Genomic DNA, 18,614 nt, shown 5'->3' with positions numbered 1-18,614 from the left:
CATGATTTACCCCTTCCGTCCCCTACAAGGGGAAACGCAGGGAGTGCACTCCCTGCACCCGTTACTCGCCGTAAGGCAGCCCCTGGCGTTGGCCAGGGACATTCAAAAAGTATCGCCGGAAAGAGCCGCCTGTCAAGAAAGGCGCTTGACAGGCTCTTATTTAAGCGCGTCAAAAACGAGAGAGTCACAGAGGCGCTTGACAGGTTTCGTTCATATCAACGGACATTATGTCTCCTTACGGTCCGCTTTTGGATGAGCCAGAATTGTAACGGACATTTTGGTTGCTAAGAGAGTGGAATGGAGTGAACCAGAGTCGTTTGAGCGTCCTAAGCGCCCGAAATGTCCGTTACCCTTCAAACTAATGAGAATAAGTCTGCTAAGAGTCTAGAATGTTCGTTAGCGAGTTGAAAATATCCGGCAGCGAGCAGGCATGTGGTCTTCTTTCATTCGCAGGCATACATGATGACTTTGGTAAGCATTTTAGGATGGTAGCTGTCTTCGTCCTCCTCCGGGATAAGCCACGTTGAAGATAGCGTCGTCGAGACGATTCACGGCGGCGTTACGAGGTGATTGGTGGGGATGTCATCCTCTAAATCTTTGCGTAAATGTTTGGGTGGTACCTTCATTTTACCAAAGAGTGGTTTCTGTTTGTTTTACGAGAAAAGGGCGCCCCTCGGTCACCTGCGATGACTTTGGGACGCCCTTTTTATATTCACCGCGGCAATGATTTGCATGCTTTTGATAGGATTAGTGGTTTAATCTTGGCTCTTGACAGTAGAAACATTTGTTATATAATTCATGTTATATAACATCCGATATTAATAAAGTAAGGAGGGGATGATCATGCCGCCAAAACCGAAGATTAGCCGTGAAGACATGTTAAAGGGTGCGCTTGATCTGGTGCGTGAGCAAGGCTGGGATGCACTAAATGCCCGGAATTTGGCCTCGCGGCTTGGTTGTTCAACGCAGCCGATCTTCAGCCACTTTGCTGCGATGGAGGATTTGAAGGCAGCAGTCTTTCAGGAAGCAGAGCAGCTTTATAACACAGTAATGTGGGCCGGTTTACAGGATAGCGGAGAGGATTTCCTTGGCATGGGGATGGCTTATATCGATTTTGCGCGTACCGAGCCGCAATTATTCCAATTGCTGTTTATGTCCAGTTCTATGGTCCAAGGAGATCTTGCAGGCATTGCAGGGACGACTGAGGGAGATGACCAGGTGATTGCCTTTCTCAGCAGTAATACCGGGCTCTCACTTGATGAAACGCAAAAACTGTATACGACGCTCTGGTTTGCTGTGCATGGCATAGCTTCTTTGCTGGCAACGAACGGATGCAAGCTTGACGAGCAAGAGGCCAGAAGTGTATTGCGTCACACCTTCAAAGGCGTAATTTATTCTTTGAAACAGGAACGGGAGGATGTCCATTGATGAAAATATTCAAAAATCCATATTGGCCAGCTATTGGAGTGGCTGTGCTATGTACCTTCTTTACAGCACTGGGATCAGCTATCGCAGAAATAACGGGGGTCGAGGAAGCTGCGGCCTATTTGATCATGGCAGGAGGTGTTGCCGTATCAGCGCTTCTGGGGCTGCTTTTCATGAAACGGTCAGGGAACGCAATGAGACAGTACGGATTTCGCCTTCCTGATCGAAACGGCATAGGGCAAGTGTGGATGTATGTGCCTCTATTACTCCTTGAGCTTGCCCCGATCTTGATCTACGGGCTCCATTTTAATAAACAACCTATCATATACGTTGTATTGCTGCTGTTCACGCTCCTAGTAGGGTTTAACGAAGAATTGTACTTTCGTGGATTGGTGTTCGGTTGCCTTAACCGGATCAGCACAAAGACTGCAATCATCGGCTCCTCGGTCATTTTTGGAGCTTTGCATTCAGTGACCGCGCTGAGCGGAAAGAATATGGGGCTTGTGCTTTTGCAAGTCGGCTTTGCCTTTCTTGCCGGGCTGGTGCTGGTGCAAATCCTTGTTCTTACGAAGAGCTTGTGGCCGGGGATCCTGTGGCATATTGTACATAACTTTCTCTCCTTCTCAACGGAAGATGTGTTTGACGAGAAGGCCATTATAGTTGTCAGTGTGCAAGTAGTTCTTTTGCTTGTATATGCAATCGGGATGGGTATAAGCCTATCGAAACGGCAAGCACTGGAACAGCCTGTACCAATGGGATAATTCAGCGAAGGCTGGATGGGGCTCGTCCCCGGAATTGCCTGAAGGCGCGATTGAAGGTGCGGACATTCGTAAATCCGCATTCCAGCGCGATATCGAGCATGGTAAGCTCCGTCGTCCGGATAAGCTCCTCGGCCTTGTCTATCCGGATACGGTTGAGATAAGCGGTCAGGCTCATGCCGGTGGTGCTTTTAAAGGTCCGGGAAAAATGATATACGCTCATGTGCGCCTGACGTGCAGCTTCCTCCAGCGGAATAGGCCTGAAGGATTGGGCTTCCAGATAGTCAAGCACCTCTCGCATAGCCTGTCGCCCGCTGCCGAGTCGCCTATTCTTCTGCGGATCTATCGGCTCCGTGGGAGCGAATCGCAGAATTAACCCGCCGAGCTCGTAAAGAAGTCCTACCAGCAGTGTGTCGTAGTATTTGGGCTTCTCAATCATTTCTGCCAGCATCCGTTCAATTAGAATGGCAGCTTGAGCGGTTAGCTTTTCCCGAGACCCGCCGGGTTCTTCCGCATTCGTGATTACGGGAGAGACAAGATGAACATCGCCCGGCCATCCGCTGGGGCTGCCTATAAGCCTAGGATTGAAGATGACAAGAATAATCTCGGATTCCAGGCCCCTGCCATCGTAATAGTGAATGTCTCCGCTGCTGCACACGGCCAGGTCGCCCGCCTTCAGCAGCCAGTTCTCCGAATTGATTCCCACCCGGATTTCGCCCTTTTTCACATAAATTAATTCCACATCGTTGTGCCAATGAGCCAGAAATGAAAAGTCGTGCAATTGCAACACACTGATCGGCAGGTCGCTGCCATAGTGTCGTTTCTCGTGATAAGCCTTCATTTGCCCATCCCCTGTCCGCTGATGTGCCCGAAATAAAATACTCAAGACTAAAATAGCAATAAATGTCCGATTAAGCAATGGAAATGACGAGCCTGCAGGCTCTTAACAGCTTACAATCGGAGTATGCAGATTGGAAAATCACTGCTGAGAGTGATGGGAAGGGGCAGACAGACATATGGCAAAGAAAGCATTGATCGTACAAGGCGGATGGGACGGCCACGAACCGGTCCAGGTTGCGGAGAGATTCGCCCGTTTACTAGCCGGTGAAGGCTTTGAAGTAGAAGTCTCGGATATATTGGATCGCTTTAAAAATGAGGAGGATTTGAAAAGCCACAATCTAATCGTTCCTATCTGGACGATGGGGGAGATCACGGAAGAGCAGCTTAAGCCTGTGCTGCGTGCAGTGGAGTCCGGCGTAGGGATTGCCGGCTGTCACGGAGGGATGTGCGATTCGTTCCGCACCTCAGTGGAATGGCAATTTATGACCGGAGCTCAGTGGGTGGCTCATCCGTTTAATGATGGGGTGGAGTATGAGGTGAACCTGGTCAAGAACAGCTCCAGCCCGATTGTAGAAGGTATCCAGGACTTTGTAGTGAAGTCCGAGCAATATTATCTCCACGTGGACCCGTGTGTTGATGTGTTGGCAACAACCTCGTTTGCGATTAGCGAGGGTCCCCATTCGGCGAACGGAGTTATCAAAATGCCGGTTGTCTATACCAAGAAATGGGGACAAGGCCGCGTATTCTACAACTCGCTGGGTCATCATGCAGATGTATTTGATATTCCCGAGGCCATTGAATTAATGCGCAGAGGATTTCTATGGGCTGCAAGAAAAGAGGATAAGAGCAGCGCTTGCTCCTAATAAATCAGATGACAGGCAGATAGCCTGAACTAAGCTAAAGGTGGGACAGCTCTTGAAGAAGGTTAAAGTAGGGATCGTAGGCTGCGGTAATATCAGCGGGATTTATATGCAGAATCTTTCAACTATGTTTGCAAATACCGAGGTCTTTGCTTGTGCAGACACCGTGCGTGAACGGGCGGAGGCGGCCGCTGAAAAATACGGAATTCCTCATGTATGGACAACAGAGGAGCTGCTTGCATCGCCTGAGATAGAGATTGTGGTGAACCTGACAACACCGATCGGCCATTATGAGATTTGCAAGTCGGCATTGCTTCATGACAAGCACGTATACGTAGAGAAGCCGTTGTCTCTGTCGCTGGAGCATGGGGAAGAGTTGACCAGGCTGGCTAGGGAAAAAGGGCTGATGCTCGGGTGTGCTCCCGATACCTTTCTGGGGGCCGGGCTTCAGACCTGCCGAAAGCTGATTGACGACGGCTTCATCGGAGACCCGGTAGCCGCAACGGCCTTTATGCTTAACCATGGACATGAGGGATGGCATCCGGATCCTGAGTTTTATTATCAGGAAGGCGGCGGCCCGATGTTCGATATGGGCCCTTACTATTTGACTGCATTAGTGTCCTTGCTAGGCCCGGTAAAGACCGTCTGCGGCATGGCCAAGAAGTCCTTCCCGCAGCGGACAATTACCAGCGCACCGAAATTCGGGCAGACCATTGATGTCGAAGTACCTACGCATGTGGCAGGCACGCTTGAATTTATCTCAGGACCGGTAGCAACGATGATTACAAGCTTCGACGTATGGGACAGCACATTGCCAAGAATTGAAATCTACGGCTCAAGAGGAACATTGATCGTTCCTGATCCGAATACATTTGGCGGGCCCATTTTGTTCAAGCCGGCTGGAGGAGAAAGCTTCGCTGAAATTCCGGTTCTCCATAGTCACGCAATGAACAGCCGGGGAATCGGCGTGGCGGACATGGCTGCATGCATTACTAGCGGAAACATACATCGGGCAAATGGAGAACTGGCGAACCATGTCCTTGAGATCATGCATGCCTTCCATACCAGCTCGGAGAGCAAGCGCTATGCGGAGCTCGTTACAAGCTGTGAACGTCCGCGTCCACTGGCTCCGGGACTCATTCAAGGCATTGTGGACTAACCTGAACAGCCCCATGTTCGGGCAGCAACAGAGCTTGGGGCTCAATTCGGAAGTCTCGCTTCGGCAGAATTTAACATCGCTGCAATGGACTGCTCATATTTCATGATTTTTTGCTGAGAGGTCTGTATTTGCTTCAGAATATCCACAATAACCGCAAGCTCAGCCTTGGCGGCAGGTGCATCACCTTGCTTGACGGCTGCTTTGTACCGCTTATTCGCTTCTGTCTTGCTCTTGTTCAATGCTGTAATTTGTTGATTTTCTGCGGTGATTTGCTTCTTAATGGCAGGAACACGGATGATCGCATCCTTTACAAGCTTGGCTTTGGCGGCTGTATGCTTCTTGGCGGATGAATATGCCTCTTGCTTTTGCTTGATGCTTTGCCGGGCGGAGGCTGCTTCAGCCTTGATACGGTTTCGCTTGAGGTCGTAGAGAAGAACTGTCTTGTTGTCTTTGTTCTTCCTTGCTTCGCTTGTCTTCTTTCCAAGGGCGGTATACTCCGCTAGAAGAGGAGCGTGCTTCTGACGAATCGAATCGGCTTCGGCCTTCAGGCGATCCAGATAAGTCTTGTCGATCAACTTGACTTGGGTGTTTATGGATTTGAGTCTCTCATTGTTTTCTTTCCGGAGGAGCTGAATTTGTTGCTTTGCCGCTTTGTTAGAGGACTCCAGAGATTGAGATGAATCGTACAGCTTATCAATGCTTGTAATTGCTTCGTCCCATGAGGAGGAGAGGGCCGCATAGGAAGGAAAGGCTCCCGTAAAGGAAAGAACCAAGCTCAGAAGCACAGAGCAAATAACAGCTCGAGTAAGGCAATTTTTAAAGAGGGAATGGGACATAGAATGTCAGCTCCTTTAGAGAAAAAGCAAAAAAGCACCTGCAAGATAGGCCAGTAGGCCATCCTGCGAGGTGCTTCTCTCGCTTTTCGCTTATTTTGTAAACAATATACAAAAATAAAATGAAACTGTCAACCATAAATCGAACATAAGTTCTTATTTATTGGAAGGGATGATCAAACCTGGCCATCCCATTCAAGATAGAACCGTTCGACATATTGCTCCATATAGCGATGCCGCTCTTGGGCGATAGCCTTTGCCGAAGCTGTATTCATAAGATCCTTAAGCTTAAGCAGCTTTTCATAAAAATGATTGATCGCGGTTGTTTTCCCATTTCTGTATTCCTCGGCAGACATCGATTCCCGCGGCGGCAAGTCCGGATCATAAATCGGATGCCCCTTCCAGCCGGCATATTGAAATGCTCTTGCAATCGCAATAGCGCCGATCGCATCAAGGCGGTCCGCATCCTGAACCACACGGCCTTCTAGCGTGCGTACAGGCGGGTTCGTTCCGGCATTATAGGACATCGTAGAAATAATCTCGATAATATGCTCCGTATCCTCCGCCTGAAGCTGTTGGCCCTCCAGCCAGCTGCGTACTTTAAGAAGTCCGCTTTCCTTGGAGTCGTTTAGCTTCTCATCGGCCACATCATGCAAAAGGGCCGCTACAGTACATATAAAGGGATCGGCTCCTTCCTCCTGGGCCAAACGCCGGGCCATCTGCACAACGCGATGGATATGCCACCAATCATGACCGCTGGTGTCGTGCTCTAATTCGGCTTTGCAAAAGCGTTCTGCTTCAAGAATTAGAAGGTTCTGTTCGTCGGTTAGCTTCATTAGTAAAATCACACATCCTTGTCTGATATAGATAAATCGAAGCGGCCAATCGAGTATCACAAGCTTATTCTAACATGTATGCCTGCATTACAATTCCGTATATTCCACTACAAATTGAGGGATTGACAAATCAGCGAAGTGGACGTAAAGTTTTAATAGCAAAATGATAATGATTATCACTATCACCAAAACAAAGATTAAAGGGGACATAGTAATGAAAAGATGGTTATTACCTTTGCTCGTCGTTGTTGTTGTGGCATTGAGCGCCTGCGGCAACACTGCGAACAATAATTCCGCAGCAGAAACCAACAATTCCGCTTCCGAGGCCAACGCGAGCGCAGATAACGGCGGGTCGGCCAATGCAAGCTCAAGTACAAATAGCTCTGCCAACGAAAGCAGTGCGGATACCATTACTTATCAATCCGAAAACGGCCCGATTGAGGTGCCCGCGAACCCTCAGCGCGTAGTCATGCTTTCAGGCCATGCGGGTAGCTTGCTGAAGCTGGGCGTGCCTATTGCCGGGACAGACTCCTGGGCCAAGGCAAACCCTAACTTTAAAGATCAGCTTCAAGATGTTCCGGAGGTATCTGTGGAAAACATCGAGAGTATTTTGAACGTCAAGCCTGACCTGATTATTGCCAGCACAGACATTCAGAATGCCGATAAATTGAAGCAGATCGCCCCGCTGGTTACCTATACTTACAATAAAGTGGATTATCTGACTCAGGTTCTGGAGATCGGTAAGGCAGTGAACAAGGAAGCGGAGGCGGCTGCCTGGGTTGCTGATTTCAAGGAACGCGCCCGGGAGGCGGGAGAAGAGATTAAAGCCAAGATTGGTGCTGACAGCACGATTTCCATCATCGAGGGAGATTCAAAGGCACTGTACACCTTCGGGGATGCTTGGGGACGCGGCACAGAGATCGTATATCAAGCCATGGGTCTGAAAATGCCGGATAAAGTTAAGGAAATGACAGCTGAAGCGGGTTATTATGATCTGTCTTTGGAGGTCCTGCCGGAATATATGGGCGATTACGTCATTTACAGTAAAGATTCGAACGCGGATGCTTCCTTCCAGGAAACCAGTACCTATAAAAATATCCCGGCCGTCAAAAATAATCGAGTCTTTGAGGTCGAGGCTACCGGATTCTATTTCAATGATGCTCTGTCGCTGGACTACCAGCTCGATTTCATCACACAATCGCTACTTGGATCCAACTAATCCATTTGTGGACATGGATGAAGAAGGAACGCCTATGCGTTCCTTTTTTGCAGATTGAATTAGGAACGGATGGTTGAAATGATAAACAAGTCACGACAAAAAACAAATCTATCCTTTACGCTTAAGCTGCTGATCAGTCTGGCATTGCTAGCGGCGATGTTCGCGCTGTCAATGATGCTCGGTGCGAAAAATGTCTCACTGGCGGATGTCTGGAGTGCGATCGCGAATCCGAATGCCACAGGGGATGATATTTCCATCATCCGCGAGCTGCGTCTGCCCCGGGAGGTTGCCGCTATTCTGGTGGGCTCGGCGTTGGCCGCAGCCGGGGCTATTATGCAAGGCCTGACGCGCAACCCGCTGGCTGACCCCGGATTGCTGGGCTTAACCTCCGGTGCAAACGCGGCCTTGGCCGTTACCTTCGCCTTTTTACCGGCTGTCGGGTATTTCGGCACAATGATCGCTTGCTTTATTGGCGCGGCCCTTGGAGCTATGCTGGTGTTCGGCATTTCCGCCCTTCGGCGGCAGAAGTTGTCGCCGCTGCGCATGGTGCTGGCCGGTTCGGCCGTATCAGCTCTGCTCTCGGCATTTGCGGATGGCGTTGCCCTCAAGTTCAAAATTTCCAAAAGTGTCACGATGTGGACCTCGGGCGGGTTGATCGGTACGACATGGGGGCAGATCGAGACGATTGCACCGGTGGTCGGAGCCGGGCTTATTGCAGCTGTTGTCTTATCCCGGCAGCTGACGATTCTCAGCATGAATGAAGGGACAGCGGTCGGTCTTGGTCTGAAAACAACGCAGATCAAAATGATTCTGTATGTGGTGATCACACTGCTCGCCGGCGCGGCGGTGGCGCTTGTCGGTAATCTGGCGTTTATCGGGTTGATGATCCCGCATCTCGTGCGCAAATTTGCCGGAACAGATTATCGTACCATCCTGCCGCTTTCCGTCATTACAGGAGGCACCTTCATGCTGTTCGCCGATTTGCTCGGGCGGATGATCAACGCTCCTTATGAGGTGTCGGTCGCCGCCATTGTGGCCGTGCTCGGCTTGCCTTTCTTTCTGTTCATTGTTCGTAAAGGGGGGCGCTCTTTATCATGAAAATGATCCGCTCGCTTCGTAAACAGCAGGTCGTTCTTGCTTTGCTGGTTCTTCTAATGCTGGTGACCATTCTGGTTGGTCTCAGCGTCGGGGCCTCGCCGGTTTCCATTAACCGCCTGCTTCCGACCATATTGGGACACGGATCCTTTGAGGACAACTTTGTTCTGTTCTCGGTCCGACTGCCTCGCATTCTGATCACGATGCTGTCAGGGATGGCACTTGCTTTGTCAGGAGCTGTGCTTCAAGGCATTACCCGCAACGAGCTGGCTGATCCGGGGATTGTCGGCATCAACTCCGGTGCCGGGGTCGGAGTCACCGTGTATTTCCTGTTTGCGCCGATTAACGTAGAGACCTTCGCTTATGTCATTCCGCTGATAGCCTTTGCCGGTGCTTTGATTACAGCGGTATTGATCTATGTATTTTCCTACACCCGTGGAGAAGGCGTTCAGCCGATTCGGCTGGTACTGGTTGGTGTCGGCTTCTCAATGGCTCTATCGGGGCTGATGATCGTCCTTATTTCTTCTGTGGACCGGGAAAAGGTTGATTTTATCGCCAAGTGGCTCGCCGGCAATGTATGGGGAACGGACTGGCCGTTTGTGCTGGCCCTGCTGCCTTGGCTGATTATCCTCGTGCCTTATGTGCTGCTCAAATCCAGGGAGCTGAATTTGCTCGCTATGAGCGAGTCGACGGCAATCGGCACCGGGGTTGTGGTTAATAAAGACCGGATTCTGCTCATGCTGGCTGCCGTTGCTTTGGCTGCTTCGGCGGTTTCGGTTACGGGCGGCATTGCCTTTATCGGCCTGATGGCGCCGCATATCGCCCGGGCCCTGGTTGGCCCCAGACATCAGCAATTTGTGCCGGTATCCATTCTGATCGGAGGCTGGCTGTTGCTGCTCGCCGATACGATTGGACGCAATCTGGTGCAGCCTAGCGGGATTGCAGCCGGAATTATGGTGGCCTTCATCGGGGCTCCGTACTTCTTATATCTGCTGTTAAAAGAAGAACGCCAAAGCGGAATCTGAAGCTATATAAGTTGAAATAAAGATTGTACACTGAAGGCAACGTGTGAAGTGTGCTTACGATCGCTGTTGTTCGCGGATTTCTCTAATTGAACGAAGATATTATAAAGTAGAAATCCACTCACAAAGGCGAACACTTACGCTTTATGCTTCCGAAGTAACTTTCTTACAGAAAGCTTTTAACACTTCACACTTATGCCCTTTCTGTGCATTTTTCTAGTTCAACTTATAAAGTAGTAAAGCACACGATCAGGGGCCTGGAACAGGGTTCTAGTCATTGGTGCACAAAATAATAAGTATTCATTATATAAGAGGACGACTGTAGGCGAGTCGTCCTAATTCTCTATTACCGTATTCTAACTAATATTGTATGATTGCGGTAGTTGAGTTGCTAGTTCATTTAGGGAAGGGTTTGTTCAATGTCAATAAAAATAACTGAGCACTTTTTATTAGAGAAGGATATACGGATGAAGATAACGACTCCTAGCTTAGAATGGGATAGCCCCGTTGTCACCTTTAACAGAACACCACCAAAACTTGTGGCAGTCACTTGGGCGTACCTTAGTCCCGGTTGAATGCCACTTGTTGTCACTGCGGTGGCAGCGAACAGGAACCGTAGCGAAGGCGCGGCGGAGCAAGCGGAACTGCCACCACAGTGACAGAAGGTAGCAGCAGGCGGCAGTGAAGTGACAACGAGAGAAACATAATAATAAATAGTCAATCCTCTTAAAAGCTAAGCGCTCCGTTTTGCACCTTACAGGAGTTGTGGCTGAATATTTTTTTTTGGTGTTGTTTGCAATCAAATTGCAGATTCATTCCTCAGCGAGAGCGGGACAAACCGCTAAAAACGCTCGAAGCAATCATAATTCCTTTGTCTATAGATTTTGCCATCCTTGAAGTCGAAGAGGCAGCAGAAAAACGCTTTGAGCCGCTGCCCAGTCTTAAACACACCAGCATCCGCTCCGACCTCGGCCGTCCAAATCACTTCTGTGATCAGGGTCTCTCCTGCTTCGTAAACCCGCTGAATATCGTACTTCTGTTCTTTCAAAAGTTTTTTTCCATTAGGTATTCGCTGCATGAGTACTTCAAAGTTGCTTACAACCACACCGGGAGTAATAAAATTCGGGAATTCGGTTTGTTCGATTTCTGGATGAAGTAAAGACTTGAAGTCAGACTCGGAGATACTAAAAGTTTCAATCAACTCAAAAAATCGCTTCACTGTCTCCAACTTCATGCGAGCACCTTCTTTAACTTTTTTGTACTTCCAATATTAGTATATCATTCCATCACCATCAGGTTTATAACAGAAGTATGATTTTTGCCCTCTTGTTTGCAAGCTGTTGAACGAGAACGCCAAAAAGGGCTGCAACAGCCTGTCTCCCGGCAACCTGTCATAGCCCTTAACCCGCGTACAACGCGGCTTACGCCTTGCCCTCTTCCCCCGTCGCAACCGGATTGTCGGGATAAGAAATTCAATCGCTCCAACTGCCTGCATAGCGCTTCGCCTGCGGGTAGCCGAGCAGGTGCAGCGTGAGGAGGTTTGGGCAGGTGCTGACGCTGGTACCGTAGTAGACGATCACTTCGCGTCCGGTATCCGGCCAGCAGGTCCTTCCAGTACCGATTGACTGCGCCGGGAATATGATAGGCATGAGCGTCAATCGGTCCGTGGATTCTCGCGAGACGCGAACGAAGTGTCGCTGGATTCCACGGGGAGGATGCCGGGCAGGCCTAGCGCCCGGCCAATCTCTGCGTCCGCAAGCAGATCGCTGCGGACGCTTGGCGTGAACGACGCCGGCACCACTATGCGCCGGGCGTCGTTCACAGGGAAGCCGCCTGCAATCCAGGCGGCGAACCCCCCGTCCATGACCGTGACCAGGTCATGGCCCAGCCAGCGCAGCAGCGCCCATAGGCGTGCTGCGCTCCTGCCGTCCGAGTCGTCGTAGACTACGACCCGGACGGCATTGCCGATGCCGGCGCGACCCAGGGTCAGCGCCAGCTCCTCCGGCCGCGGCAGCCCGTCGCGGCCATCGCCGTCCGGAGCGGACAAGTCCCGCTCCGGATCAAGATAGACCGCCCCTGGTATATGGGCGGTCTCGTAGGCGAGCCGTCCGGCTTCCGGTTCGCCGGACTTGAACCGGCAATCCACGATGACGAGATCGGGCTCGTACATTCTTGCAAGCACCCATCTGGGGCTTACCAAAGCTTCCATATCATTTACCTCCCTAAATTAGCGATAGAATGAAGTCCTAGGCTTTGTCTGTATGCGACTGAATTCGCTCCTGGACTCCACGAAATTCCCCTCTTAAAATACCTCTAAAAATAGCAGTTGCCGTTCCAGCAACAGCTCAGCTATACTATGGAGCGGACTATAGAGTTGAACTAGAGAAACTACTTGGAAAAGGCATAAGTGTTCGAAGAATAGCCCCAAGATGTACTATGCGATGAGAGGAACCTGATGAATTAATGAATTCCACCACGAGAGCTTCGCTCAAGTATCAAATCCTGTTTATAATCGGCATTATTGCGATTTCCTTCTCGTCGATCTTCATCCGATGGTCAGACGCCGAGGCGTCGGTGATCGGTATGTATCGGCTGTTCCTGACGAACCTGATTATGCTGCCGCTTGTATGGAAATCCCGTAAAGAGATGTTTTCTCTAACCGGAAGACAATGGGGCTGGCTGCTTCTGTCGGGAACGCTGCTTGGCCTCCATTTTCTGTTCTGGATCGGCTCCTTGTCCTATACAACGGTAGCCAGCTCCACGGTGATTTTAACGCTGGAACCGATTTTGGTCGTCAGTGCGTCCTATTTTCTGTTCGGCACACGAATCAACCGGTCCATGATGCTCGGCATCGGACTGGCCCTGGTCGGCTCAATCGTTATCGGTGCAGGCGATTTCCAGGTATCCGGATCGGCGCTGCATGGCGACTTGCTATCCCTGCTGGGAACATTTGCAGTAGCGGCTCATATGCTGGCGGGCAAGCAAATATTGCAGAGCATGAGCGCGTTTGTCTACAATTTCTGGGTGTTCTTCACGGCCGCCTCGCTGCTGGCTGTTTATAATCTTGTTCAAGGCTATTCCTTTACCGGATACTCGTCCAAGGAATGGGGCGTCTTCTTGCTGCTAGCGGTCGTTCCTACCTTGTTCGGGCACTATCTCTTTAATTGGCTGATGCAGTATATGAGTGCTTCCGCTGTATCCATGGCCGTACTGGGGGAACCGGTTGTCGCTTCCTTGCTGGCCTGGTTATTGCTTAAAGAAAGCCTGTCAGGGCTTCAGCTTGGGGCCGGGGCTGTTATTTTGGCTGGCGTATGGCTGTTTATTGCTAATAACAAGGAAGTACCGAAGCCGGCGGCGGAACCTGAGCGACGTAGGAAATCTGCCTAAAGCTGGGTGAATACTTCATTTTCCTTATTTTTTGACCTCAAAAAATTGACAGTCGCGGCGTGAGTGATAGGTAATGTCACTCACGCTTTTTTGCGTGATGACGGTATCTCCATCGAGCCGGATAATGACGGTCCCGTTTTCTACTAAATGCTGTCCTTCGAATACCCGAATACGGAGCTGGCGCTGAAGCGCATCTTGAAAATCCTGCTCAGTGAGCAGCTTGCGAACGGTTGGCACAATCGTTGTCTCCTCTGATCTTCAGTTTGTTTTTTGACGGCGGAATTTCCTTTGCCGCTATCAAGAGCATATCGCCGCCAATTCGCTTTGTCCAGCAGACTGCGCCCAGCCGAAGCGGCCATCACCTACATAGGATGAAGCATATAGCGTCGTGCCAGTAATCAGGCGTGGGTCTGAATGAGGAGGAGATTGAAATGGGGAAAACGAGCGGAAAATCATGCAAAGCTGTTCGCCGCAGCGGTCCTAGAAAGCCAACAGCAACATTGCTTCGGGTCACGGCAGGGAGTATGCTGCCTTTCCTGCAGACAGTAGCCCGGAACCGCAGGTTCGCCGCAGCCTGGAGCAAAGCGATCGTAAAGGGGGATCTTGACCGGATGATCGCCTTGCTTCGCCCGGTTGCTCCGGATTTGATCCGAAACGGACTGGGCACCAACGGGATCGGTTATTTCTTTTCTTGCCCTAAACCTTGGTCAGAGTATAGCTGCGGCACCACGATTCCTCCGGGATCGGTGCAATTTCATTTCAGCCCGGTCATGCATCGGCGGATCGCGGCGTTGTTGATTCCTTATTATCGGCGGTTGCTGAAGCAGCCGGTATATGCGGCCGCACTTGCCCGCGCCATCCGGCGAGGGGAGCAGCGTACAGCGGAACGGCTCATTAAGCGGGAGATTTGTTCTTCTCTGCTTCGCTCCGTCTGTGTGAAGGATGGCGAGCTCCGGCTGACCTTTAAAGCCCGCAAAAGCAAATATGTGTACGCGCATTTGCTCTTTCCGTTTCTGGAATGATGGAGATGGGATGGTATAATGGAGGATAGTCAGGAAAGAGGTAGTTCAAAAAGTCATCTTTTGATCACGAAGTGATCCAAGGGGTTAATTCGGCGTCAAATCTTGCGTTCACCCTAGAAGTCCGGTACTCATGTAGGCGCTGCCTACACTCCGTTCCTCCTTCTTAGGGTTCTCACAACCTTCTCGGTGCTGAAAAGCTGACTTTTTGAACACGCACAGAAAGGAGTGCTTTTGTTCGTTATGAAAACTTTGGTATTAGCGGAAAAACCGTCTGTAGCCCGAGAGATTGCCCGGGTGCTGGGCTGCCGGGATAAACATAAAAGTCATTTGGAAGGTCCGAAGTACGTAGTCACCTGGGCTCTGGGCCATCTGGTCGGACTCGCGGAGCCGGAGGACTATGACGGGAAATACGGGACCTGGTCGCTGGAGGATTTGCCGATTCTGCCTGGCTCCATGAAGCTGAAGGTGCTGCGGGAGAGCAGTCATCAATATAAGGCGGTCCAACAGTTAATGCGCCGTCAGGACATCAGTGAGCTGATCGTAGCCACGGATGCTGCCCGGGAGGGGGAGCTGCTGGCACGCTGGATTATGAGCATGGCCAAATGGAACAAACCCTTCAAGCGGCTATGGATTTCGTCGCAGACCGACAAGGCGATCAAGGAGGGATTCGCGTCCTTGAAGCCGGGAAGCCAGTTTGACCGGCTGTATCAGTCGGCGCGCTGCCGGGCTGAAGCCGATTGGATGATCGGATTGAATGTAACCCGGGCCTTAACCTGCAAGTTCGGTTCTCCATTGTCTGCAGGCCGTGTCCAGACGCCGACGCTGGGTATGATTATGCAGCGGGAGCGGGAGATTACCTCCTTCCGTTCCGAGGAGTTTCATTCGCTGCGCGCCGACCTTGGCGGGTTTGAGGTTCTGTGGCGTGGGTCCAACGGCGATTCCAGAATCTTTAATGCAGAGCAGGCCGGACAATTGCAGCGCAAGCTGGAGGGTAAGACCGGCGTCATTGTGAAGCTGGCCAAGAGCGAGAAGCAGGTGCCTCATCCGCAAGCCTATGATCTGACCGAGCTGCAGCGGGATGCGAACCGTTATTTGGGCTTTTCCGCAAAGCAGACCTCAAATGTACTGCAGCGGCTGTACGAGCAGCATAAGCTGGTGACATATCCGCGGACCGACTCGCGCTATCTGACGACCGACATGGTCGATACATTGAAGGAACGGCTGACCAGTGTGGCGATAGGCCCGTATGCATCTTTGGCCCGGCCTTTGCTGCGCAAGCCGCTCCATCCGGGCAAGCGCGTGGTCGATGACAGCAAGGTAACGGATCATCATGCAATTATCCCGACCGAGCAGACGGTACTGCTGAATACGCTGAACACGGAGGAACGGAGATTATATGATCTGATCGTTCGCCGCTTCATCAGCCTGTTCTATCCGCCGGCCCGATTTGATCAGGTTGCAGTGATCGTGGAGGCGGAGGGCGAGAAGCTGCATGCCAAGGGAATCACGATCAAGGACAGCGGCTGGAAGGCCGTCTATGACGGACAAGCCGGGGGCGAAGAGGACGAGGAAGAAGAGTCCGGAGAGGACAGCGGCACGTTGCCAGAGCTGAAGGAGGGCCAGCGCTTGACGATCAAGCGCTGCCGCTTGCTGCCGGGGCGGACTCAGCCGCCGAAGCGGTATACCGAAGCCGCCCTGCTGACCCAGATGGAGAAGCATGGACTGGGAACCCCGGCGACCCGTGCGGACATTATCGAGAAGCTGGTGAGCTCGGATACGATTGAGCGGCAGGGATCTTCACTGCATCCGACGGGCAAAGGTAAGCAGCTTATCGAGCTGGCGCCCGAGGATCTGCGCTCGCCGGAGCTGACGGCCAAGTGGGAGGCCGAGCTGGAGCGGATCGCGCGCGGACAGGGCAAGCCTGAGCCGTTCCTCGGCGGCATCCGCGAAATGACGATGACACTGGTGCGTGGCGTGAAGAACAGTGAGGCCACTTACAAACCGCACAATGTCTCGAACAGCCACTGCCCGGATTGCGGCACGCGGCTGCTGGAGAAGAAGAGCAAACGCGGCTTGCTGCTGATCTGCCCGAGCGAGGATTGCGGGTACCGCCGTTCAGGCGAGAAACGGCTGTCGAACCGCCGCTGTCCGCAGTGCCATAAGAAGATGGAGCTGAAGGAAGGTAAAGCCGGTCTGTACGTGCAGTGTTTGCCTTGTGGAATTACGGAGACCTTGAACAAGGATTCAAAGCATGTGAACAAGCGGGAGCAGCAGAAGCTTGTGAAGCAATACGCCAAGCAGGAATCGCTCGGCAACAACCTCGGCGATCTGTTGAAGGCGGCGCTGGAGAAGCAGGACAAATAGCAATTGAGGAATGAGGACTCAACAGAGCTTGCATAAAACGGCAGCCCCTGCGGGAGGATAATGATGGGAATGAATTGATTTGCATTCTTTATTTCCACAGGAGGTGAAGCTCATGCCGTATCATAAAGCGCGCAAGACAGAGAATCAGCAGAATAAATCCAGTATTCTGGAGGAGAGCATCACGCCCAAGCCGAAAAAGCAAGGCGAGCGTCCAGCCAGTCTGAACGATATTCCGAAGCAGGAATCCTGATAGATTCAGCCGGCAAATTGCAGCAGCAGTCTCCTAAACGTAAGGCCAGGCCATTCATTCCCGTGAGGGCGCCTGGTCTTTTTCTGTTTGGTATGCAGAAGAGGTTAGCAGTATAATAGAACTAGAGCGATGAAGGGAGGGGAGCGGTTATGCGGATAGGAATCGTGATATGGTTTGTATTTATTAATTTAGTAGCCTATATCGTCATGTCCGATGACAAGCGCCGGGCCAGACAGCGTAAGGAACGTACGCCGGAAAAAACACTGTTTCTACTGGCGGCTATCGGTGGTGCGCTGGGCATCCTCCTGGCGATGAATATCCATCGTCACAAGACGAAGCACGCCAGCTTCCGGATCGGAATCCCGCTGCTCTTGCTGTTAAATGCGGTGTTGTACGGCTATTTCTTAAGCTGAGACCGGCCGTTAACACGGATACAGACCGGAGGAGATGCCTGGAAAAGTTTCACTCGTTGGGTCAAGGGTTATTGGTTTACATACTTTTAGAGATAAGGGGTGCTGACCTATGTTATTTTCTAAAATTGTTGCCGCCTTCGACGGATCCAAAGCCGCCAATAAGGCACTGGATAAAGCGATTGAACTGGTGAAGCTGACGCCGGGAGCCAGTCTTACGGTTGTACACGCTTTTGATTTTCCAAGGTTCTATATAGCGGAGGGTTTCGCGCCGATTCCCGCTTCTGTGAATCAGGATTTCTATAATATGGCTGAGAGTACGGTGAAGGAAGCAGAGGAACGGGTCAAGCAGGCGGGTTTAACGGCGAAGGTCGAGTTGCTGCAAGGAGCGCCGGCCGAAGCGCTGCTTGATTATGTGAAGAAGCACGATTCCGATCTGATTGTGATCGGCAGCAGAGGGCTCGGAGGCATCCGCGAATTCGTGCTGGGCAGTGTCAGTCATAATGTGGTGCAGCATGCGCGTATTCCGGTACTCGTGGTAAAATAAATCATCTTTAAATAGAATAGCGATTCGCCTGGATTGCATGGAAAAGCGGGGGAAATCCTCCCGCTTTTTTGTTAATGGCTTCAGCCCGTTGAGCACGCGAAGCAAGCGAAACAGAAAACCGCCCGCTATGCGGGTGAGATAACAAAGGTTGAGCCAACAGGATCATTGCTCCAACTTATATTCGATCTATGGTGACGGTTTTTGTAAAAGATACGCCTAAGTTCTGAAGTTTGGCACTGAATTTAGAAAAAGTAGTATACAGTGAAAAAACAGACATCTTTTGACGGTTGACCTGAACGCTGTTCCTTATTAAGCACTGCTGCAGCGCTTAACAGGACGATATTCTTCTTTTCGAGCTTGACTGATGCGTTGTAACTAGAGCAATTCAAGCAACAATGCAAGCAACAATGCAGTCAGCATGCAAGCAGCGCAATCGATACATTTGCTCAGAGGGGAAATGCTTGGTCTAGTTATAATGAACGAAACCGACATCCTAATTGCTACTACGTAGGTTAATTGTGGAAATAATGAGAAGTAAGCTCAACCCATTGGACTTTCCACAATCAGAGCTATAAAACAAAAAGGAG

19 protein-coding genes are annotated in these 18,614 nt (G+C 51.1%); 13 read left to right on the top strand and 6 right to left on the bottom strand.

The window, feature by feature from the left end; genetic code table 11:
• Positions 1-843: 843 nt before the first annotated feature.
• Positions 844-1,428, top strand: a complete 585-nt coding sequence (locus KI362_RS24730; RefSeq protein WP_301630923.1) for a TetR/AcrR family transcriptional regulator — start codon at positions 844-846, stop codon at positions 1,426-1,428.
• Positions 1,428-2,186 (top strand): CPBP family intramembrane glutamic endopeptidase, encoded by a 759-nt coding sequence (locus tag KI362_RS24725; RefSeq protein ID WP_301630922.1) that lies wholly within the window; start codon positions 1,428-1,430, stop codon positions 2,184-2,186. Before KI362_RS24730 ends, KI362_RS24725 begins: the two co-directional genes overlap by 1 nt.
• Before the next feature lies 1 nt (position 2,187).
• Here KI362_RS24725 and KI362_RS24720 read toward each other — a convergent pair whose 3' ends face one another.
• A complete protein-coding gene (locus KI362_RS24720; protein ID WP_301630921.1) occupies positions 2,188-3,024 on the bottom strand; it encodes a helix-turn-helix domain-containing protein in 837 nt (278 codons plus the stop codon).
• Between the two features lie 175 nt (positions 3,025-3,199).
• Between KI362_RS24720 and KI362_RS24715 the strand changes: the two genes are divergently transcribed.
• Positions 3,200-3,886, top strand: a complete 687-nt coding sequence (locus KI362_RS24715; RefSeq protein ID WP_301630920.1) for a ThuA domain-containing protein — start codon at positions 3,200-3,202, stop codon at positions 3,884-3,886.
• Between the two features lie 52 nt (positions 3,887-3,938).
• Positions 3,939-5,042, top strand: a complete 1,104-nt coding sequence (locus tag KI362_RS24710; RefSeq protein ID WP_301630919.1) for a Gfo/Idh/MocA family protein — start codon at positions 3,939-3,941, stop codon at positions 5,040-5,042.
• A gap of 41 nt (positions 5,043-5,083) precedes the next feature.
• Here the strand turns inward: KI362_RS24710 and KI362_RS24705 are convergent, their stop codons facing one another.
• Positions 5,084-5,878 (bottom strand): hypothetical protein, encoded by a 795-nt coding sequence (locus tag KI362_RS24705; RefSeq protein WP_301630918.1) that lies wholly within the window; start codon positions 5,876-5,878, stop codon positions 5,084-5,086.
• A gap of 173 nt (positions 5,879-6,051) precedes the next feature.
• A complete protein-coding gene (locus tag KI362_RS24700) occupies positions 6,052-6,711 on the bottom strand; it encodes an HD domain-containing protein (protein WP_301630917.1) in 660 nt (219 codons plus the stop codon).
• Between the two features lie 214 nt (positions 6,712-6,925).
• Here KI362_RS24700 and KI362_RS24695 point away from each other — a divergent pair, with 214 nt between their 5' ends.
• The 3 genes from KI362_RS24695 to KI362_RS24685 all read left to right on the top strand — a co-directional run bounded on the left by KI362_RS24695 (position 6,926) and on the right by KI362_RS24685 (position 10,050).
• Positions 6,926-7,930 carry an iron-hydroxamate ABC transporter substrate-binding protein gene (locus KI362_RS24695; RefSeq protein WP_301630916.1) on the top strand — a complete coding sequence of 335 codons (1,005 nt, stop codon included), beginning with the start codon at positions 6,926-6,928 and terminating at the stop codon, positions 7,928-7,930.
• A 78-nt stretch (positions 7,931-8,008) separates the two neighbouring features.
• The gene (locus KI362_RS24690) at positions 8,009-9,028 is read left to right on the top strand and encodes a FecCD family ABC transporter permease (protein ID WP_301630915.1); all 1,020 of its coding nucleotides are present in this window, start codon (positions 8,009-8,011) and stop codon (positions 9,026-9,028) included.
• A complete protein-coding gene (locus tag KI362_RS24685) occupies positions 9,025-10,050 on the top strand; it encodes a FecCD family ABC transporter permease (protein WP_374705717.1) in 1,026 nt (341 codons plus the stop codon). The genes KI362_RS24690 and KI362_RS24685 overlap by 4 nt, the downstream gene beginning before the upstream one ends.
• Before the next feature lie 838 nt (positions 10,051-10,888).
• Here KI362_RS24685 and KI362_RS24680 read toward each other — a convergent pair.
• Together KI362_RS24680 and KI362_RS24675 are read right to left on the bottom strand one after the other, a co-directional pair.
• Complete coding sequence (locus tag KI362_RS24680; protein WP_049894733.1) at positions 10,889-11,281, bottom strand: nuclear transport factor 2 family protein; 393 nt, start codon at positions 11,279-11,281, stop codon at positions 10,889-10,891.
• A 420-nt stretch (positions 11,282-11,701) separates the two neighbouring features.
• A complete protein-coding gene (locus KI362_RS24675; protein ID WP_306432862.1) occupies positions 11,702-12,256 on the bottom strand; it encodes a sulfurtransferase in 555 nt (184 codons plus the stop codon).
• A gap of 254 nt (positions 12,257-12,510) precedes the next feature.
• Between KI362_RS24675 and KI362_RS24670 the strand changes: the two genes are divergently transcribed.
• Positions 12,511-13,434: a DMT family transporter gene (locus KI362_RS24670; protein WP_301630914.1), complete on the top strand. Its 924-nt coding sequence runs from the start codon at positions 12,511-12,513 to the stop codon at positions 13,432-13,434.
• Positions 13,435-13,458: 24 nt separating this feature from the next.
• Here the strand turns inward: KI362_RS24670 and KI362_RS24665 are convergent, their stop codons facing one another.
• Positions 13,459-13,671, bottom strand: a complete 213-nt coding sequence (locus tag KI362_RS24665; protein WP_044477170.1) for a hypothetical protein — start codon at positions 13,669-13,671, stop codon at positions 13,459-13,461.
• Positions 13,672-13,865: 194 nt separating this feature from the next.
• Between KI362_RS24665 and KI362_RS24660 the strand changes: the two genes are divergently transcribed.
• The 5 genes from KI362_RS24660 (at position 13,866) to KI362_RS24640 (ending at position 18,027) form a co-directional block, all read left to right on the top strand.
• Positions 13,866-14,456: a hypothetical protein gene (locus tag KI362_RS24660; protein ID WP_301630913.1), complete on the top strand. Its 591-nt coding sequence runs from the start codon at positions 13,866-13,868 to the stop codon at positions 14,454-14,456.
• A 240-nt stretch (positions 14,457-14,696) separates the two neighbouring features.
• A complete protein-coding gene (locus KI362_RS24655; protein WP_301630912.1) occupies positions 14,697-16,820 on the top strand; it encodes a DNA topoisomerase III in 2,124 nt (707 codons plus the stop codon).
• A 112-nt stretch (positions 16,821-16,932) separates the two neighbouring features.
• The gene (locus KI362_RS24650) at positions 16,933-17,070 is read left to right on the top strand and encodes a hypothetical protein (RefSeq protein WP_187375119.1); all 138 of its coding nucleotides are present in this window, start codon (positions 16,933-16,935) and stop codon (positions 17,068-17,070) included.
• 149 nt (positions 17,071-17,219) lie between these two features.
• Positions 17,220-17,483, top strand: coding sequence for a DUF1294 domain-containing protein (locus KI362_RS24645; RefSeq protein WP_044477172.1), 264 nt, complete (start codon positions 17,220-17,222; stop codon positions 17,481-17,483).
• Between the two features lie 109 nt (positions 17,484-17,592).
• A complete protein-coding gene (locus KI362_RS24640; protein ID WP_044477173.1) occupies positions 17,593-18,027 on the top strand; it encodes a universal stress protein in 435 nt (144 codons plus the stop codon).
• Positions 18,028-18,614 lie beyond the last annotated feature (587 nt).

It is taken from the genome of Paenibacillus apis (assembly GCF_018333295.1).
Taxonomy (GTDB): Bacteria; Bacillota; Bacilli; order Paenibacillales; family Paenibacillaceae; genus Fontibacillus; species Fontibacillus antibioticophila.
This window is presented reverse-complemented; position numbering and strand designations above follow the sequence as displayed.

What these genes read in the sequence shown, in the direction of transcription:
- KI362_RS24675 (WP_306432862.1), bottom strand. Translation starts at nt 12,256, where the DNA reads ATGGAAGCTTTGGTAAGCCCCAGATGGGTGCTTGCAAGAATGTACGAG.
- KI362_RS24705 (WP_301630918.1), bottom strand. Translation starts at nt 5,878, where the DNA reads ATGTCCCATTCCCTCTTTAAAAATTGCCTTACTCGAGCTGTTATTTGC.
- KI362_RS24730 (WP_301630923.1), top strand. Translation starts at nt 844, where the DNA reads ATGCCGCCAAAACCGAAGATTAGCCGTGAAGACATGTTAAAGGGTGCG.
- KI362_RS24685 (WP_374705717.1), top strand. Translation starts at nt 9,025, where the DNA reads ATGAAAATGATCCGCTCGCTTCGTAAACAGCAGGTCGTTCTTGCTTTG.
- KI362_RS24670 (WP_301630914.1), top strand. Translation starts at nt 12,511, where the DNA reads ATGAATTCCACCACGAGAGCTTCGCTCAAGTATCAAATCCTGTTTATA.
- KI362_RS24690 (WP_301630915.1), top strand. Translation starts at nt 8,009, where the DNA reads ATGATAAACAAGTCACGACAAAAAACAAATCTATCCTTTACGCTTAAG.
- KI362_RS24680 (WP_049894733.1), bottom strand. Translation starts at nt 11,281, where the DNA reads ATGAAGTTGGAGACAGTGAAGCGATTTTTTGAGTTGATTGAAACTTTT.
- KI362_RS24715 (WP_301630920.1), top strand. Translation starts at nt 3,200, where the DNA reads ATGGCAAAGAAAGCATTGATCGTACAAGGCGGATGGGACGGCCACGAA.
- KI362_RS24700 (WP_301630917.1), bottom strand. Translation starts at nt 6,711, where the DNA reads ATGAAGCTAACCGACGAACAGAACCTTCTAATTCTTGAAGCAGAACGC.
- KI362_RS24645 (WP_044477172.1), top strand. Translation starts at nt 17,220, where the DNA reads ATGCGGATAGGAATCGTGATATGGTTTGTATTTATTAATTTAGTAGCC.
- KI362_RS24660 (WP_301630913.1), top strand. Translation starts at nt 13,866, where the DNA reads ATGGGGAAAACGAGCGGAAAATCATGCAAAGCTGTTCGCCGCAGCGGT.
- KI362_RS24640 (WP_044477173.1), top strand. Translation starts at nt 17,593, where the DNA reads ATGTTATTTTCTAAAATTGTTGCCGCCTTCGACGGATCCAAAGCCGCC.
- KI362_RS24655 (WP_301630912.1), top strand. Translation starts at nt 14,697, where the DNA reads ATGAAAACTTTGGTATTAGCGGAAAAACCGTCTGTAGCCCGAGAGATT.
- KI362_RS24725 (WP_301630922.1), top strand. Translation starts at nt 1,428, where the DNA reads ATGAAAATATTCAAAAATCCATATTGGCCAGCTATTGGAGTGGCTGTG.
- KI362_RS24650 (WP_187375119.1), top strand. Translation starts at nt 16,933, where the DNA reads ATGCCGTATCATAAAGCGCGCAAGACAGAGAATCAGCAGAATAAATCC.
- KI362_RS24720 (WP_301630921.1), bottom strand. Translation starts at nt 3,024, where the DNA reads ATGAAGGCTTATCACGAGAAACGACACTATGGCAGCGACCTGCCGATC.
- KI362_RS24695 (WP_301630916.1), top strand. Translation starts at nt 6,926, where the DNA reads ATGAAAAGATGGTTATTACCTTTGCTCGTCGTTGTTGTTGTGGCATTG.